Raw genomic sequence first — 16,670 nt, 5'->3', positions numbered from 1 at the left:
GCGCCGTCTGTGTTCCGTACGCCTTTGTACGGGACAGTTCTCGGGGTGGCCGTCAGACCGTCAGGGCGCGGTCGGTCGGGCGGATCGGGGCCGGCAGGTCGCTGGCGCCGGTCAGGAAGCGGTCGACGCCCTTGGCGGCGGAGCGGCCCTCGGCGATGGCCCAGACGATGAGCGACTGGCCGCGGCCGGCGTCGCCGGCGACGAAGACGCCGGGCACGTTGGTCTGGAAGTCGGCGTCCCGGGCGATGTTGCCGCGCGCGTCCAGTTCCAGGCCGAACTGGTCGACCAGGCCGTTCTCCCGGTCGGTGCCGGTGAAGCCCATGGCGAGGGTGACGAGCTGGGCCGGGATCTTGCGCTCGGTGCCCGGCTTCTGGGTCAGCTTGCCGTCGACGAACTCGACCTCGGTCATGTGCAGCCACTGGACGTTGCCGTCCTCGTCGCCCTCGAAGTGGGTGGTGGAGACGGAGTAGATCCGCTCGCCGCCCTCCTCGTGCGCCGAGGTGACCTTGTACAGCATGGGGAAGGTCGGCCAGGGCTGGGTGACCGGGTTCCGCTCGTCGCCCGGCCGGGGCATGATCTCCAGCTGGGTGACGGAGGCCGCGCCCTGGCGGTGGGCGGTGCCCACGCAGTCGGCGCCGGTGTCGCCGCCGCCGATGACGACGACGTGCTTGCCCTCGGCCGAGATGGGGGCGGTGACGTAGTCGCCCTCCTGGACCTTGTTGGACAGGGGCAGGTACTCCATCGCCTGGTACACGCCCTTGAGTTCGCGGCCGGGGACCGGCAGGTCGCGGGCGGTGGTGGCGCCGACGGCGAGGACGACGGCGTCGTAGCGCTTCTTCAGGTCGCCGGCCTGGATGTCGCGGCCGACCTCGACGCCGGTGCGGAACCGGGTGCCCTCCGCGCGCATCTGCTCGATACGGCGGTTGATGTGCCGCTTCTCCATCTTGAACTCGGGGATGCCGTACCGCAGCAGGCCGCCGATCCGGTCGGCGCGCTCGTAGACGGCGACGGTGTGGCCGGCCCGGGTGAGCTGCTGGGCGGCGGCGAGTCCGGCCGGGCCCGAGCCGATCACGGCGACGGTCTTGCCGGAGAGGCGCTCGGGGATCTGCGGCGCGACGCTGCCGCTGTCCCACGCCTTGTCGATGATGGAGACCTCGACGTTCTTGATGGTCACCGGCGGCTGGTTGATGCCGAGCACGCACGCCGACTCGCACGGGGCCGGGCAGAGGCGGCCGGTGAACTCCGGGAAGTTGTTGGTGGCGTGCAGCCGCTCGGAGGCGGCGGACCAGTCCTCGCGGTAGGCGTAGTCGTTCCACTCGGGGATCAGGTTCCCGAGCGGACAGCCGTTGTGGCAGAACGGGATGCCGCAGTCCATGCAGCGGCTGGCCTGCTTGCTGATGATGGGCAGCAGCGAGCCGGGGACGTAGACCTCCTTGAAGTCCCGGACGCGTTCCTCGACCGGGCGGGAGGTGGCGACCTCGCGGCCGTGGTTCAGAAAGCCCTTGGGGTCAGCCATTGGTCGCCGCCTCCATCATCTTCTCGGTGATCTCGGACTCGGAGAGACCGTCTCGCTCGGCGGCGTCCTTGGCGGCGAGCACTGCCTTGTACGTGCTGGGGATGATCTTGCTGAAGCGCCGGGCGGACGCGGTCCAGTCGGCGAGCAGCTTGCCCGCGACCGTGGAGCCGGTCTCCTCGGCGTGCCGGCGCACCACGTCGTGCAGCCATTCCCGGTCGGTGTCGTCGAGTTCCTCGATCGCGCCGAGGTTGCCGGCGTTGACGTTGTCCCGGTCGAGGTCGATGACGTAGGCGACGCCGCCGGACATGCCGGCCGCGAAGTTCCGCCCGGTCTCGCCGAGGACGACGGCCCGGCCGCCGGTCATGTACTCGCAGCCGTGGTCGCCGACGCCCTCGGAGACGACCAGCGCGCCGGAGTTGCGGACGCAGAAGCGCTCGCCGGTCCTGCCGCGCAGGAACATCTCGCCGCCGGTGGCGCCGTAGCCGATGGTGTTGCCGGCGATGACGCTGTACTCGGCGAGGTGGTCGGCGCCCCGGTCGGGGCGGACGATGATCCGGCCGCCGGAGAGGCCCTTGCCGACGTAGTCGTTGGCGTCGCCCTCCAGGCGGAGTGTGACGCCGCGCGGCACGAAGGCGCCGAAGGACTGGCCGGCGGAGCCGGTGAAGGTGATGTCGATGGTGTCGTCGGGCAGGCCGGCGCCGCCGAACTTCTTGGTCACCTCGTGGCCGAGCATGGTGCCGACCGTGCGGTTGATGTTGCGGATCGGGACCTGGGCGCGGACCGGGGCCGCGTCGGCGGCGCCGGTGGCGGACAGGGCGTCGGCGGCCAGCTTGATGAGCTGGTTGTCGAGCGCCTTCTCCAGGCCGTGGTCCTGCTCGGTGACCCGGTGGCGGACCGCGCCGGCGGGCAGCTCGGGCACGTGGAACAGCGGCGCGAGGTCCAGGCCCTGCGCCTTCCAGTGCCGGACGGCGCGGGTGACGTCGAGGGTCCCGGCGTGGCCGACGGCCTCCTCGATGGAGCGGAAGCCCAGCTCGGCGAGGATCTCGCGGACCTCTTCGGCGATGAACCGGAAGAAGTTCACGATGTACTCGGCCTTGCCGGAGAACCGGTCGCGCAGCACCGGGTTCTGGGTGGCGATGCCGACCGGGCAGGTGTCCAGGTGGCAGACGCGCATCATGACGCAGCCGGAGACGACGAGCGGCGCGGTGGCGAAACCGAACTCCTCGGCGCCGAGCAGCGCGGCGATGACGACGTCGCGGCCGGTCTTGAGCTGGCCGTCGGTCTGGACGACGATCCGGTCGCGCAGGCCGTTGAGCAGCAGGGTCTGCTGGGTCTCGGCGAGGCCCAGCTCCCAGGGGCCGCCGGCGTGCTTGAGCGACGTGAGCGGCGAGGCGCCGGTGCCGCCGTCGTGGCCGGAGATCAGGACGACGTCCGCGTGTGCCTTGGAGACACCCGCGGCGACGGTGCCGACGCCGACCTCGGAGACCAGCTTGACGTGGATGCGCGCCTGGGGGTTGGCGTTCTTCAGGTCGTGGATGAGCTGGGCGAGGTCCTCGATGGAGTAGATGTCGTGGTGCGGCGGCGGGGAGATCAGGCCGACGCCCGGCGTGGAGTGCCGGGTCTTGGCGACCCACGGGTAGACCTTGTGGCCGGGGAGCTGGCCGCCCTCGCCGGGCTTGGCGCCCTGGGCCATCTTGATCTGGATGTCGTCGGAGTTGACCAGGTACTCGCTGGTCACGCCGAAGCGGCCGGAGGCGACCTGCTTGATGGCTGAGCGGCGGGCCGGGTCGTACAGGCGCTCGGGGTCCTCGCCGCCCTCACCGGTGTTGGACTTGCCGCCCAGCTGGTTCATGGCGATGGCGAGGGTCTCGTGGGCCTCGCGCGAGATGGAGCCGTAGGACATGGCGCCCGTGGAGAACCGCTTGACGATCTCCGAGACCGGCTCGACCTCCTCGACCGGGATCGAGGGGCGGTCGGACTTGAAGCCGAAGAGGCCGCGCAGCGTCATGAGCCGCTCGGACTGCTCGTTCACCCGGTCCGTGTACTTCTTGAAGATGTCGTAGCGGCCGGAGCGCGTGGAGTGCTGGAGGCGGAAGACCGTCTCCGGGTCGAACAGGTGCGGCTCGCCCTCGCGGCGCCACTGGTACTCACCGCCGATGTCCAGCGCCCGGTGCGCGGGCGCGATGCCGGAGACGGGGTACGCCTTGGCGTGCCGGGCGGCGACCTCCTCGGCGATGACGTCGATGCCGACGCCGCCGATCTTGGTGGCGGTGCCGTTGAAGTACTTCTCCACGAAGGACCGGTCGAGGCCGACGGCCTCGAAGACCTGGGCGCCGCGGTAGGAGGCGACGGTGGAGATGCCCATCTTGGACATGACCTTCAGGACGCCCTTGCCGAGGGCGTAGATCAGGTTGCGGATGGCCTGCTCGGCCTCGATGCCGGACAGGAAGGTGCCCGCGCGGACCAGGTCCTCGACGGACTCCATGGCGAGGTACGGGTTGACGGCGGCGGCGCCGTAGCCGATGAGCAGGGCGACGTGGTGGACCTCGCGGACGTCGCCGGCCTCGACCAGCAGGCCCACCTGGGTGCGCTGCTTGGTGCGGATGAGGTGGTGGTGGACGGCCGCGGTGAGCAGCAGCGACGGGATCGGCGCGTGCTCGGCGTCGGAGTGCCGGTCGGACAGGACGATCAGCCGGGCGCCGTTCTCGATGGCGGCGTCGGCCTCGGCGCAGATCTCCTCGATCCGGGCGGCGAGCGCGTCACCGCCGCCGGAGACCCGGAAGAGACCGGAGAGGGTCGCGGCCTTCATGCCCGGCATGTCGCCGTCGGCGTTGATGTGGATGAGCTTGGCCAGCTCGTCGTTGTCGATCACCGGGAAGGGCAGGACGACGGAGCGGCAGGACGCGGCGGTCGGCTCCAGGAGGTTGCCCTGGGGGCCGAGCGCGGAGCGCAGGGAGGTGACCAGTTCCTCGCGGATGGCGTCCAGCGGGGGGTTGGTGACCTGCGCGAAGAGCTGGGTGAAGTAGTCGAACAGCAGCCGGGGGCGGTCGGAGAGCGCGGCGATGGGCGAGTCGGTGCCCATGGAGCCGATCGGCTCGGCGCCGGCCTTGGCCATCGGCGCGAGGATGACGCGCAGTTCCTCCTCGGTGTAGCCGAAGGTCTGCTGGCGGCGGGTGACCGAGGCGTGGGTGTGGACGATGTGCTCGCGCTCGGGCAGGTCGGAGAGCTCGATCTCACCGGCCTCCAGCCACTCGGCGTACGGGTTCTCGGCGGCGAGGGACGCCTTGATCTCGTCGTCCTCGATGATGCGGTGCTCGGCGGTGTCCACGAGGAACATGCGGCCCGGCTGGAGGCGGCCCTTGCGGACGACCTTGGCGGGGTCGATGTCGAGGACGCCGACCTCGGAGCCGAGGACGACGAGGCCGTCGTCGGTGACCCAGTAGCGGCCGGGGCGCAGGCCGTTGCGGTCGAGGACCGCGCCGACCTGGGTGCCGTCGGTGAAGGTGACGCAGGCCGGGCCGTCCCAGGGCTCCATCATCGTGGAGTGGTACTGGTAGAACGCGCGGCGGGCCGGGTCCATGGAGTCGTGGTTCTCCCACGCCTCCGGGATCATCATCAGCACGGAGTGCGGCAGCGACCGGCCGCCCAGGTGCAGCAGTTCCAGGACCTCGTCGAAGGAGGCGGAGTCGGAGGCGTCGGGCGTGCAGATCGGGAACAGGCGCTCCAGGTCCGCGGAGGAGCCGAAGACGTCCGAGGCGAGCTGGGACTCGCGGGCGACCATCCAGTTGCGGTTGCCCTTGACCGTGTTGATCTCGCCGTTGTGCGCGACGAAGCGGTACGGGTGGGCCAGCGGCCAGGACGGGAAGGTGTTGGTGGAGAACCGGGAGTGCACGAGCGCGATCGCGGAGGCGAAGCGGCGGTCGGACAGGTCCGGGAAGAACGGCTCCAGCTGGCCCGTGGTGAGCATGCCCTTGTAGACGATGGTCCGGGCGGACAGCGACGGGAAGTAGACGCCGGCCTCGCGCTCGGCGCGCTTGCGCAGCGCGAAGGCGCGGCGGTCCAGGACGATGCCCTCCGACGCGCCGTCGGCGACGAAGATCTGGCGGAAGACCGGCATGGTCGAGCGGGCGGTCACGCCGAGCAGCTGGGGGGCGACGGGGACCTCCCGCCAGCCGAGGACGGTCAGCCCTTCCTCGGCCGCGATCGTGTCGATGCGTGCGACGGCGTCTTCCGTGCCGGCCTCGGGCAGGAAGGCGATGCCGACGGCGTAGTGACCGGCCTCGGGGAGGTCGAATCCGGCCACCTCGCGGAAGAAGGCGTCCGGGACCTGGGAGAGAATGCCCGCGCCGTCGCCGGAGTCGGGCTCGGAGCCGGTGGCGCCGCGGTGTTCCAGGTTGCGCAGCACGGTGAGTGCCTGGTCGACCAGCGTGTGGGACGCCTCGCCGGTAAGAGTGGCGACGAAGCCGACGCCGCAGGCGTCGTGCTCGTTGCGGGGGTCGTACATACCCTGCGCAGCAGGGCGAGCATCCATGAAGGACCAGTTCTGGCCATTCGCGGAGTGCTGGGACGGCTGGCGCGGCGTACGCATCGGCTCTCCCGTCGTCGTCAGTGGCAATGTGCTGAGTGCGTGCCGAGGGACGACGTTGGCCCTCTGCGTGCTCGATGTGAGCGCAAAATTTCGTGCAGGTTACATGATGGAGCGCTTCTCGGAAAGCGGATATTCCGTTCCAACATGCGGACGCCCTGGGGTGCGGGGCGGGGTGCGACACCCGTCGGCGAAAGCTGTGGGGGTCCGGCCGAAACAGATCGGTGTCTCGCGGACCGAGGGGCGGAGCGGGCGTCGTCACCCGTTCCGCGGACGCGCCGCGGGCACCATTGCCCACAGCGCTTACGGCTCATGCCCGGTGGTCATGTGCCCGAAACCATCGAGTAACGACTACTTATGCGGCCCAACGCATAAGTCCGGGGCCGGGCTATCCTACGGCCGTTCCGAACAATGTGCCCAGGGCGTACGTCACACCGGCCGCCGCGCCACCCAGGAAGAGCTGCCGCAGTCCGCTGTACCACCAGCTGCGCGCGGTCACCTTGGCCACCACGGCACCACTGAGGAAGAGCCCGGCCAGCGCCAGCAGCACCGCGGGCCACAGCGCGCTCGCGCCGAGCAGGTACGGCAGCACGGGAAGCAGCGCGCCCAGGGCGAAGGAACCGAACGACGACACGGCCGCGACCAGCGGCGACGGCAGGTCGGAGGGGTCGATGCCCAGCTCCTCGCGGGCGTGGATCTCCAGCGCCTGCTCGGGGTCGCGGGAGAGCTGCCGGGCGACCTCACGGGCCAGGCCGGGGTCGACGCCGCGCCCCTCGTAGAGGGCGGCCAGCTCGGCCTCCTCGTCCTTCGGATGCTTGCGCAGTTCCCGGCGTTCGACGTCCAGCTCGGCCTCGACCAGCTCACGCTGGGAGGCGACGGAGGTGTACTCGCCGGCGGCCATGGAGAACGCGCCGGCCGCCAGGCCCGCGAGGCCGCTGATCACGACGGTGTGCTGACTGGCCGTGCCGCCGGCCACGCCGGTCATCAGGGCGAGGTTGGAGACGAGACCGTCCATCGCTCCGAAGACGGCGGGGCGCAGCCAGCCGCCGTTGACGTCGCGGTGGGTGTGGTTGTCGCGGTGCGCCTCATGGAGGGTCGCTTCGGTTTCGATGATGGCCACGAGGGTCCCCCACTACTTCTTTAGACGTCGTCCATTTCTCGACAACAACAAAGGTACGCCGCCGATTCCCGGCCCGCCAGCAAGGAAAGGCTGGGCTAACCTGCGCTTTTACCGTCCGGCGCTCATTCGTGTACTACCTCGCACATATGTCGACCGGGTGACGCTGAGGCCCATGAGGCTGCGCGGCGGCCCGCACCGGGGACCAGTTCCGCAAAGCCCCGAAGGGGCCCGAGGGAGAGGAGCGGCCGCATGGCGGGGACCGCACTCCGTGAACGGGCGCGCGGTGCGCTGCTCGGTCTGGCCGTCGGCGACGCCCTCGGGGCGCCGGCCGAGAACCTGAAGCCCTCCGAGATCCGCGCCCGCTGGGGCCGCGTCACCGGCTACGTCGCCGAACGCCCCGCCGGCACCGACGACACCGAATACGCGATCTTCTCGGGGCTGCTGCTGGCCCGGCACGGGGCGGCGCTCACGCCCGCCCATGTGGAGGCGGCCTGGCACGAGTGGATCGCCGACCGCGACGAGGGTCCCTTCCGGGGCGCGGGCTTCAGCGAGCGCGGCACACTGGAGAACCTGCGCCGGGGGCTGGCCGCCCCGATCTCCGCCCAGCACCGGCACGCCTGGAGCGACGGCCTGGCGATGCGGGCCGCGCCCTACGGGGTGTTCGCGGCCGGCCGCCCCGCCGAGGCGGCCCGGCTGGTGGCGGTCGACGGCTCCGTCAGCCATGACGGCGAGGGCATCTACGGCGGCCAGGCGGTGGCGGCCGGGGTGGCGGCGGCGATGGCCGGGGCGCCGGTCGTCGCGGTGGTGGCCGCGGCGCTGGCCGTCGTACCGGACGACTCCTGGACGGCGCGCTCGCTGCGCCGGGCGGTGACGGCGGCCCACCGCGGCGAACGCGCGGTCCGCTCCGCGGTGGTCGTCGGCGGCTACCCCTGGACCGACCTCGCCCCGGAGGCGGTCGCCCTCGCCTTCGGGGCGTACGCGGCGGCCGGCGGCGACTTCAGGGACGCGGTGCTGACGGCCGTCAACATGGGCCGCGACGCCGATACGACGGCGGCGGTCGCGGGCGCGCTGGCCGGGGCGACGGGGGGCGCCGCCGCGATCCCGGCGGAGTGGGCCGCCGTGATCGGCCCGGCCCGCGGCAGCTGCCTGCCGGCGATGGCCGGCCACCACGTACTGGAGGTGGCGGACCTCCTCACCCTGACCCGGGACACCTCCATGAGAACCCCCGCCGACCCGGCCCCGGACACCTCGGGCAAGTCTCCCGCCGACCCGACCCCGAACACCTCCGTGAGAACCCTCGCCGGCGTGGCCCCGGACACCACCGCGAGAACCCCCGCCGGCGCGGCCCCGGACACCTCGGGGAAGTCCCCCGCCGACCCGGCCCCGGACACCTCCGTGAGAACCCTCGCCTGCGCGGCCCCCGCACCGTCGGCCACCCTGGCGGCGCGGACGCCGGGCACGGCCACCACCGTCCCCGGGCCGCCCGCCCTCCCGACGCCGCCGGACCCGGGCGGCACGGACTCCGCACCGCCCGCCCTCCCGGCACCGCCCGCCCTCCCGGCACCGCCCGGAGACGCCGGTCACCGCGCCCCGGACTCCCGCCCCCCGTGCGTGGCGTCATGACCCGGTACCACCTCCCGAACGAGGAGCCCGCCACCACGGCCTACGCCGCCGCGCCCCCCGGCGTCACGGCCCCGCCCCCGACGGCCGGCAGCCCCCACCGTGCCGGTCCCGGCACGAGCACGGACACAGGCACCGGCACCGGCACGACCAGCGCCACCCCCGCCCACGCCCACGCCCACGCCCCCGCCCCCGCAGCCACGCCCGTCCCGCCCGCCCCCCGTCGCATCGAGGGCCTCCTCCTCGGACTCGCCGCAGGCGATGCCGCCGGGTGGCCCGCCGCCCGGCACCGGGCCGCGCGGATGCCGGAGTGGACCCGCCGCCTCACCCGCGAGCTGGACACCTTCGCCGAACAGAACGCCACCACCACCCTCCCCGTGCCCATCGCCCTCAACCAGCCCCCGGAGCCGCTGCGCCTCGGCCCCTCCGACGACGCCGAGTGGGCGGCGTTCGCGGCGGAGGCCGTGCTGCGGGCCGGGGACGCCGGCACCCTCGGCGACCTGAGCCGGGACCGCCGTGTCCGCACCGCCATCGATCTGGCCTGGAGCGCGATCGCCGCCGAGGTCGCCGCGGCGGCGGACCGCGCCCCCGAGGTCGAGTCGGCGGTACTGCCGCTGCGCGCCCGGATCTCCGTGCGGGCCGGCCTCGGCAACCTCGCCGCCGGACTGCGTCCGCCCGCCACCGGCCACGACAACCCGCACTACTTCGACGACGCCGCCTGCGTCCGGGCCTGCGCGCTCGCCGCCGCCCACCCCGGCGAGCCCCGGCTCGCCGCCGCCCTCGCGGAGTTCGACGCCCGGTACACCCAGGACGGCGACGGCGTGCACGGCGCGCGGGCGATGGCCGCGGCCCTCGCGTGCGCCCTCGCCGGCGCCGGCGTACGGACCTGTGTCACGGCCGCGCTCGCCGAGCTGCCCCCGGAGACCGAGATCGGCCGCAACGCCCGCCAGGCACTGGCCCTCGCCGGGACCGCCGACAGCACCTTCGCGCTGGTCCCCCTCCTGGAGCACCAGATCGTCGACCACGTCTACAGCTACGGCATCGCCGCCGCCGAGACGGTCCCGGTCGCCCTCGCCCTGGCCACGGCCGCCCGCGGCCGGATCGCCGAGGCGGTCCCGGCGGCGGCCTGCCTGTCACGGGTCGCGGACTCCGCCCCGGCCCTGGCGGGCGCCCTCACCGGAGCCCTCGGCGGCGCCGCGGCGATCCCGGCGGCCTGGCGGGACACCTGCCGCACCCTCCCCGGCTGTGTGCTGCCCCGGCTCACCGGCACGGACCTGGTGGACCTCGCCGGGCGCCTGGAGGCCGCGCGCCCGCCCCTACCGGAAGGACCCAGCGGGACATGACACCCGAAACGGAAGAAGCAGCCCCGGACACCTCACCGACCGGCGCTCCCCTGGCCGGGCGGATCACCGGCGCCCTGGTCGGCGCCGCCGTCGGCGACGCGCTCGGCGGCCCCGTCGAGGGGTACTCCCCCGAGCAGATCGCCGAGCGCCACGGCGGCCGCGTCCGCGGCGTCGTCGGCCCCTGGCACGGCGACCGCTGGCGCACCGCCCGCCCGATCGCCCCGTACCACAAGGGCGACGGGCACGTCACCGACGACACCCTCATGACCCACGCGCTGATCAGGGTGTACGCCACCGTCCGCGACCACCTCGACGCCCACGCCCTCGCGGAGCACCTGGTCCCGGACCTCATGACCACCCCCCGCTGGATTCCGGAGCTGGAGGCCGAGGCGCTGCCCCTGCACCGGATCTTCCTGGCGGAGAAGTGGCTCGTCGCCCGGCTGCACTACGGCCACGTCGACCCGCGCGAGGCCGGCGTCGGCAACATCGTCAACTGTGGCGCGGCGATGTACATGGCCCCGGTCGGCCTGGTCAACGCCGCCCACCCGCGCGGCGCGTACGCCGAGGCCCTCGACCTCGCGGGCGCGCACCAGTCGTCGTACGGCCGGGAGGCGGCCGGTGTCTTCGCGGCGGCGGTCGCGGCGGCCTGCGCGCCGGGCGCGACCCCGGAGTCGGTGGTGGCCGCCTGTCTGTCACTGGCCAAGGACGGCACCCGAGAGGCGATCGAGACGGTGTGCCAGGTGGCCGCCGGGTACAGCGACTTCGAGTCGGCCCTCGCGCCGCTGCGCGCGGCCGTCGCCCCGTACGACACGGTCGGCCCCGACTACCGCTCCCCCTCCCTCGGCGCCCGCCGCCCGTCCCGGCTGCACGCCATCGAGGAACTGCCCGTCGCCCTGGGCCTGCTGCTGGTCTCCGGCGGCGACTTCCGCCACGCGGTCCTCGGCGCGGTCAACTACGGCCGGGACTGCGACTCGATCGCCACCATGGCCGGGGCGATCACGGGGGCGCTGGGCTCGCCGGTGCCGGAGGAGTGGGCGAGGACGGTGGCGGAGGCGAGCCGGCTCGACCTGTGGGAACCGGCCGCCACGCTCACCGAGGTGGCCCGGGAGGTCTTCGAGCGGGACGTGTGCCGGCGCCGCGCGCACGAGCGGGCCTTCGCCGGGATGGGAGGCCCCCGGTGCTCCGTCTGACCTGGGTCCAGCCGGAGGACCTGCTCGGTCACGAACTGCGCCAGGCCGCGCAGGACGGCCGGGACGCGTCGGCGGTCGCCGCGCGCTGGCGGGCGGCCGGCGGCCACGACGCCCCGGCCCGCGCGGGCGCCTCCCCCGGGCCCGCCCCCCGTTCGCTGCGGCGCCTCGCGGAGGACCTCCTCGACGAACTGGCCGGTCTGCCCTGCCCGTCGGCCGACGCCGAACCCACCGACCTCGGCCGGATCAAGAAGCTGTGCCCGCACTGGCCGTCCCCCGCCGGGCGGCTCGCCCCGGACCCCGCCCGCCTGGAGGCCGCCTGGCTCGGCCGCGCGGCCGGCTGCCTGCTCGGCAAACCCGTGGAGAAACTCCCCCTGGACGGCATCCGCCGTCTCGCCCGCGCCACCGGGAACTGGCCCCTGACCACGTACTTCACCGCCCGTGGCGTCCCCGGCGAACTGGCCGCCGCGTATCCGTGGAACCGCCGCTCGGCCGCCACCTCCCTCGCCGAGAACATCGACGGCATGCCCGAGGACGACGACCTCGACTACCCCCTGCTGAACCTCCTGCTGCTCCAGCGCCACGGCCGCGCCTTCACCACCGCCGACGTCGCCCGCCTCTGGCTCGACGAACTCCCGGCGGGCCGGGCCTTCACCGCCGAACGCGTCGCCTACCGCAACCTCCTCGCCGGCCTCGAACCCCCGGACACCGCCCGCCACCGCAACCCCTTCCGGGAGTGGATCGGCGCCCTGATCCGCGCCGACCTGCACGGCTGGACCCACCCCGGCGACCCGGCCGCCGCCGCCGAGCAGGCCCACCGCGACGCGGTCCTCACCCACACCGCCAACGGCGTCTACGCGGCCATGTTCGCGGCGGCCGTGATCGCCACCGCCGCGTCCGGCAGGTACGACGTGCACGCCTGTCTCGCCGCCGGCCTCACCGTCGTACCGCCCGGCTCCCGGCTGGCGACGGCCGTGGAGGAGGCCGTCGCGCTGGCCGCGTCGCACGACGACTTCGACACGGTGGTGGACGCCCTCCACGCCCGGCACGACCGCACCCACCACTGGGTGCACGCCGTCCCCAACACCGCGCTGATCGCCGCCGCCCTCACCCACGCGGACGGCGACTTCGCGGGCTCGGTCTGCCGGGCCGTCTCCGGCGGCTGGGACACCGACTCCAACGGGGCGACCGCCGGCGGCGTCGCCGCCCTGCTCACCGGCGACCCCGCCGCCCTCCCGCCGCGCTTCACCGCCCCGCTCAAGAACCGCCTCGCCACCTCCGTCGCGGGCTTCGACGGCGCCGGCTTCGACACCCTCGCCCACCTCACGCACCGGGAGGCCACCCGCCCATGACCCCCGCTCCCGCGCCCCTGGCGGGCCTGCGCGTCCTGGACCTCGCCACGCTCTTCGCCGGCCCGCTCGCCGCGACCATGCTCGGTGACTTCGGCGCCGACGTCGTCAAGGTCGAACACCCCGAGCGGCCCGACCCGTCCCGGGGCCACGGCCCGTCGAAGGACGGCATCGGCCTGTGGTGGAAACTGCTCGGCCGCAACAAACGCGCCATCACCCTGGACCTGTCCAAGCCCGGCGGCCGGGACACCCTGCTCCGCCTCGCCGCCGGCGCCGACGTCGTCGTCGAGAACTTCCGCCCCGGCACCCTGGAACGCTGGGGCCTCGGCTGGGACGACCTCCGCGGGGTCAACCCCCGCCTGGTCCTCACCCGCGTCACCGGCTTCGGCCAGTACGGGCCGTACGCGCACCGCCCCGGCTTCGGCACCCTCGCCGAGGCGATGAGCGGGTTCGCCGCGATGACCGGCGAACCCGACGCCCCGCCGGTCCTGCCGCCGTTCGGCCTGGCCGACTCCATCGCCGCGCTGGCCACCGCGTACGCCGTGCTGACCGCGCTCGCCGCCCGCGACCGCACCGGCGAGGGCCAGGTCGTCGACATGGCGATCATCGAACCCATCCTGACCGTGCTCGGCCCCCAGCCCCTCTGGTACGACCAGCTCGGCCACGTCCAGCCGCGCACCGGCAACCGCTCCGTGAACAACGCCCCGCGCAACACCTACCGCACCGCCGACGGCACCTGGGTCGCCGTCTCCACCTCCGCCCAGTCGGTGGCCGAGCGGGTGATGCGCCTGGTGGGACGGCCCGAGCTGACCGAGGAACCCTGGTTCGCGAGCGGCGCGGGCCGGGCCCGGCACGCCGACGTGCTGGACACGGCGGTCGGTGACTGGATCGCCCGCCGCCCCCGCGCCGAGGTGCTCGCCGCCTTCGATGCGGCCGAGGCGGCCGTCGCCCCGGTCCAGGACGTACGGGACGTCATGGCCGACCCCCAGTACCAGGCACTGGACACCGTCACCACCGTCGACGACCCCGAACTGGGCCCGATCCGGATGCAGAACGTCCTCTTCCGGCTCTCGGCCACCCCCGGCTCGATCCGCTGGGCGGGCCGTCCGCACGGCGCGGACACCGAGGAGGTCCTCACCGAGCTGGGCCTGACCCCGGGCGACCTGAAGGAGCTGCGGGAGACCGGTGCCGTATGACCCCGCCCCCGCTGACCTGGCTCTACGCCCCCGGCGACCGCCCGCGTGTGGTCGCCAGGGCACTGCTGGCCGGGGCGGACGTGGTGATCGTGGACCTGGAGGACGCGGTCGCCCCGGACCGCAAGGAGTACGCCCGCGCCGCCACCGCCGAGCTGCTCGGCGCGCCCCAGCCGGTCCCGGTGCACGTCCGGATCAACGCCCTGGACGGCCCGCTGGCCGCCGCCGACCTGGCCGTCCTCGCCGGGCTCCCCGGTCTGTCCGGGCTGCGGCTGCCCAAGGTGACCGCGCCCGAGCAGGTCGCCCGGGTCGCCGCCACCGCCCCCGGCCATCCGCTGTACGCGCTGCTGGAGTCGGCGCTGGGCGTGGAGCGGGCGTACCCGATCGCCGGCGCGCACCCCGCCGTGGCCGGGGTCGCCCTCGGTGAGGCGGACCTCCGCGCCGACCTGGGCGTGAGCGGCGACGCGGGTCTGGACTTCGCCCGCTCCCGGCTGGTCCTGGCCGCCCGAGCGGCGGGCCTCGCCCCGCCCTGCCAGTCGGTCCACCCCGACCTCCGCGACCTGGAGGGGCTGGCCGCGTCCTGCGCGCACGGCCGCGCCCTGGGTTTCCTGGGCCGGGCCGCCGTCCACCCCCGGCAGCTGCCCGTCATCGAACGGGCGTACCTGCCGGGCGCGGCGGAGCTGGACGCGGCCGAGGAGGTGCTGAAGGCGGCGGCCCAGGAGCCGGGCGCCCAGGCGCTGCCGGACGGACGGTTCGTGGACGCGGCGGTGGTCGCGGCGGCCCGGCGGACGCTGTCCCTGGCCCGCCGTCCCTGACCCGGACGCGGACGCGGACGCGGACGAGGGTGCCCAGGACGATCCCTGGACACCCTCGCGCGTACTGCCGCCGGTCAGCCCTTCTTCGCCGGGCCGGCCCCGTTGGCCGCGTCCTTCCGGGCGTCGCCCTTCCCGGCGTCCGCGCCGTCGGCCTTCTCGCCCTGGACGCTCTCGGAACCCTCGGAGCCCTCGGAGCTTTCAGAACCCTCGGAGCCCTCGGGGTTTTCGGAACCCTCGGCACCGTCCGCGTCGTCCGCCGCGCCCGGCTCGACCACGGCCTCCCGCCCCGGCCGCTTCTTCGCCGACACGACGATGTACGTCACCGCCAGCAGGAAGACCAGCAGCGCGGTCCAGTTGTTCAGCCGCAGGCCCAGGATGTGGTGGGCGTCGTCGACGCGCATGTACTCGATCCAGAACCGGCCCGCGCAGTACGCCGCGACGTACAGGGCGAACGCCCGGCCGTGGCCCAGCGTGAAACGGCGGTCGGCCCAGATCACCAGCACCGCCACGCCGACGCACCACAGCGACTCGTACAGGAACGTCGGGTGGTAGGTGCCGGGGACCCGGCCGTCGGCGGTGGAGGTGATCTCCAGCGCCCAGGGCAGGTCGGTGGCCCGGCCGTACAGCTCCTGGTTGAACCAGTTGCCCCAGCGGCCGATCGCCTGGGCCAGCACGATGCCGGGGGCGACGGCGTCGGCGTAGGCGGGCATCGGGATGCCGCGACGGCGGCAGCCGATCCACGCGCCCAGCGCGCCGAGCGCGATCGCGCCCCAGATGCCGAGGCCGCCCTCCCAGATCTTGAAGGCGTCCACCCAGTTCCGGCCCTCGCTGAAGTACAGCTCGTAGTCGGTGATCACGTGGTAGAGCCGGCCGCCGACGAGGCCGAACGGGACGGCCCACACCGCGATGTCGGCCACCGTGCCGGGCCGCCCGCCGCGGGCGATCCAGCGCTTGTTGCCGAGCCAGACGGCAACGAAGACGCCGATGATGATGCAGAACGCGTAACCGCGCAGCGGAATGGGGCCGAGGTGCAGCACCCCGCGCGACGGGCTGGGAATGAAGGCAAGTTCCATGGCAGGGTCGACGCTACCGTGCCGGACCGGGCCCGCGCCGGGCAGCCCGGCTACGGGTCCATAACGGGCGGCGGCCGCTGCGCCTACTTGTTCTCGTCCTGGACCATCCGCTTCAGCTTCGCCGGGGTCATCGACCGGTCCGCGTAGATGTTCTTGTCGCCGAAGAGGACGGTGGGCGTGCCGGTGAAGCCGCCCGTGCGGAAGGCGGTGGCGGACTTGTCCACCCAGGCGTTGTGCGTGCCCTCGGTGACGCAGCGGCGGAAGGCGGGGGTGTCGAGGCCGTCGACCTTGCCGGCCAGCTCGATCAGCTTGTCGGTCCTGGCGAAGGCGTCGTCCACCTCCCGGGGCTGGTTGTCGTAGAGCACGTCGTGGTACGCGGTGAACTTCCCGGCGTCCTGGGCGCAGGCGGCGGCGTTGGCGGCGGTGCGGGACCCGGTGCCGCCCATGTTGCCGTCGATGATGGTCGCCAGGTGGTAGTCGACCTTGAGCCGGCCGGCCTCGGTCAGCTCGTGGATCACCGGCCGGTACGCCTGTTCGAAGTTCTTGCAGGCGGGGCAGCGGAAGTCCTCCCAGACGGTGAGCGTCGACCTGGCGCTCTCCTCGCCGACGGGGATCGCGAGACCGTCCTTGCCCTGGGCGCCCGAGGGCGCGACGACCGGGCCCGACGCCTCGCCGCCGTCGTCCTTGCCCGCCTCGGCGGCGACCACGCCGATGGCCGCGGCGACGCCGAGGACGCCGACGACGGTGGCGCCCACGATCAGGGTGCGCCGGCGCTTGTCCGCGCTCTTCTGCTTCTCACGCTCGACCGCCAGCCGCTCGCGGGCGGTGCGCTTTCCCTCTCGGTTCTTCTCGCTCACACCCCGCAGAAC

General features: G+C 73.8%; 11 protein-coding genes. 6 read left to right on the top strand and 5 right to left on the bottom strand.

The annotated features are described in order from the left end of the window. Positions 1–52: 52 nt before the first annotated feature. The 3 genes from Sdagh_RS32345 to Sdagh_RS32335 form a co-directional block, all read right to left on the bottom strand. Entirely contained in the window at positions 53–1,516 is a 1,464-nt protein-coding gene (locus Sdagh_RS32345) for a glutamate synthase subunit beta (RefSeq protein ID WP_189425213.1), read from the bottom strand. Continuing rightward, positions 1,509–6,104: a glutamate synthase large subunit gene (gene gltB / locus Sdagh_RS32340; protein WP_226536012.1), complete on the bottom strand. Its 4,596-nt coding sequence runs from the start codon at positions 6,102–6,104 to the stop codon at positions 1,509–1,511. Before gltB ends, Sdagh_RS32345 begins: the two co-directional genes overlap by 8 nt. 385 nt (positions 6,105–6,489) lie before the next feature. Next, a complete protein-coding gene (locus Sdagh_RS32335) occupies positions 6,490–7,221 on the bottom strand; it encodes a VIT1/CCC1 transporter family protein (protein ID WP_189413754.1) in 732 nt (243 codons plus the stop codon). Positions 7,222–7,470: 249 nt separating this feature from the next. Here Sdagh_RS32335 and Sdagh_RS32330 point away from each other — a divergent pair, with 249 nt between their 5' ends. From Sdagh_RS32330 to Sdagh_RS32305, 6 genes are read left to right on the top strand one after another with little or no spacing between them, the layout of a single operon-like run. Beyond that, positions 7,471–8,844 carry an ADP-ribosylglycohydrolase family protein gene (locus tag Sdagh_RS32330; protein ID WP_306885397.1) on the top strand — a complete coding sequence of 458 codons (1,374 nt, stop codon included), beginning with the start codon at positions 7,471–7,473 and terminating at the stop codon, positions 8,842–8,844. Then, positions 8,841–10,184 carry an ADP-ribosylglycohydrolase family protein gene (locus tag Sdagh_RS32325; RefSeq protein WP_189413752.1) on the top strand — a complete coding sequence of 448 codons (1,344 nt, stop codon included), beginning with the start codon at positions 8,841–8,843 and terminating at the stop codon, positions 10,182–10,184. Before Sdagh_RS32330 ends, Sdagh_RS32325 begins: the two co-directional genes overlap by 4 nt. Then, positions 10,181–11,374, top strand: a complete 1,194-nt coding sequence (locus tag Sdagh_RS32320) for an ADP-ribosylglycohydrolase family protein (RefSeq protein ID WP_189413750.1) — start codon at positions 10,181–10,183, stop codon at positions 11,372–11,374. The genes Sdagh_RS32325 and Sdagh_RS32320 overlap by 4 nt, the downstream gene beginning before the upstream one ends. After that, positions 11,362–12,723: an ADP-ribosylglycohydrolase family protein gene (locus Sdagh_RS32315; RefSeq protein ID WP_189413748.1), complete on the top strand. Its 1,362-nt coding sequence runs from the start codon at positions 11,362–11,364 to the stop codon at positions 12,721–12,723. The genes Sdagh_RS32320 and Sdagh_RS32315 overlap by 13 nt, the downstream gene beginning before the upstream one ends. Then, a complete protein-coding gene (locus Sdagh_RS32310) occupies positions 12,720–13,916 on the top strand; it encodes a CaiB/BaiF CoA transferase family protein (protein WP_189413746.1) in 1,197 nt (398 codons plus the stop codon). The genes Sdagh_RS32315 and Sdagh_RS32310 overlap by 4 nt, the downstream gene beginning before the upstream one ends. Beyond that, a complete protein-coding gene (locus tag Sdagh_RS32305; protein ID WP_189413744.1) occupies positions 13,913–14,728 on the top strand; it encodes an HpcH/HpaI aldolase/citrate lyase family protein in 816 nt (271 codons plus the stop codon). The genes Sdagh_RS32310 and Sdagh_RS32305 overlap by 4 nt, the downstream gene beginning before the upstream one ends. Positions 14,729–14,802: 74 nt before the next feature. Here the strand turns inward: Sdagh_RS32305 and lgt are convergent, their stop codons facing one another. Together lgt and Sdagh_RS32295 are read right to left on the bottom strand one after the other, a co-directional pair. Then, a complete protein-coding gene (gene lgt, locus Sdagh_RS32300) occupies positions 14,803–15,801 on the bottom strand; it encodes a prolipoprotein diacylglyceryl transferase (RefSeq protein ID WP_189413742.1) in 999 nt (332 codons plus the stop codon). 83 nt (positions 15,802–15,884) lie between these two features. Beyond that, positions 15,885–16,658: a DsbA family protein gene (locus Sdagh_RS32295; protein WP_189413740.1), complete on the bottom strand. Its 774-nt coding sequence runs from the start codon at positions 16,656–16,658 to the stop codon at positions 15,885–15,887. Between the last annotated feature and the right edge of the window lie 12 nt (positions 16,659–16,670).

It is taken from the genome of Streptomyces daghestanicus, assembly GCF_020521275.1.
In the GTDB taxonomy this organism is placed as follows: Bacteria; Actinomycetota; Actinomycetes; order Streptomycetales; family Streptomycetaceae; genus Streptomyces; species Streptomyces griseoviridis.
This window is presented reverse-complemented; position numbering and strand designations above follow the sequence as displayed.

Bases quoted from the DNA above. Each gene is read 5' to 3' on its own strand.
- Sdagh_RS32345 (WP_189425213.1), bottom strand. From the start codon at position 1,516: ATGGCTGACCCCAAGGGCTTTCTGAACCACGGCCGCGAGGTCGCCACC.
- gltB (WP_226536012.1), bottom strand. From the start codon at position 6,104: ATGCGTACGCCGCGCCAGCCGTCCCAGCACTCCGCGAATGGCCAGAAC.
- Sdagh_RS32330 (WP_306885397.1), top strand. From the start codon at position 7,471: ATGGCGGGGACCGCACTCCGTGAACGGGCGCGCGGTGCGCTGCTCGGT.
- Sdagh_RS32325 (WP_189413752.1), top strand. From the start codon at position 8,841: ATGACCCGGTACCACCTCCCGAACGAGGAGCCCGCCACCACGGCCTAC.
- Sdagh_RS32320 (WP_189413750.1), top strand. From the start codon at position 10,181: ATGACACCCGAAACGGAAGAAGCAGCCCCGGACACCTCACCGACCGGC.
- Sdagh_RS32310 (WP_189413746.1), top strand. From the start codon at position 12,720: ATGACCCCCGCTCCCGCGCCCCTGGCGGGCCTGCGCGTCCTGGACCTC.
- Sdagh_RS32305 (WP_189413744.1), top strand. From the start codon at position 13,913: ATGACCCCGCCCCCGCTGACCTGGCTCTACGCCCCCGGCGACCGCCCG.
- lgt (WP_189413742.1), bottom strand. From the start codon at position 15,801: ATGGAACTTGCCTTCATTCCCAGCCCGTCGCGCGGGGTGCTGCACCTC.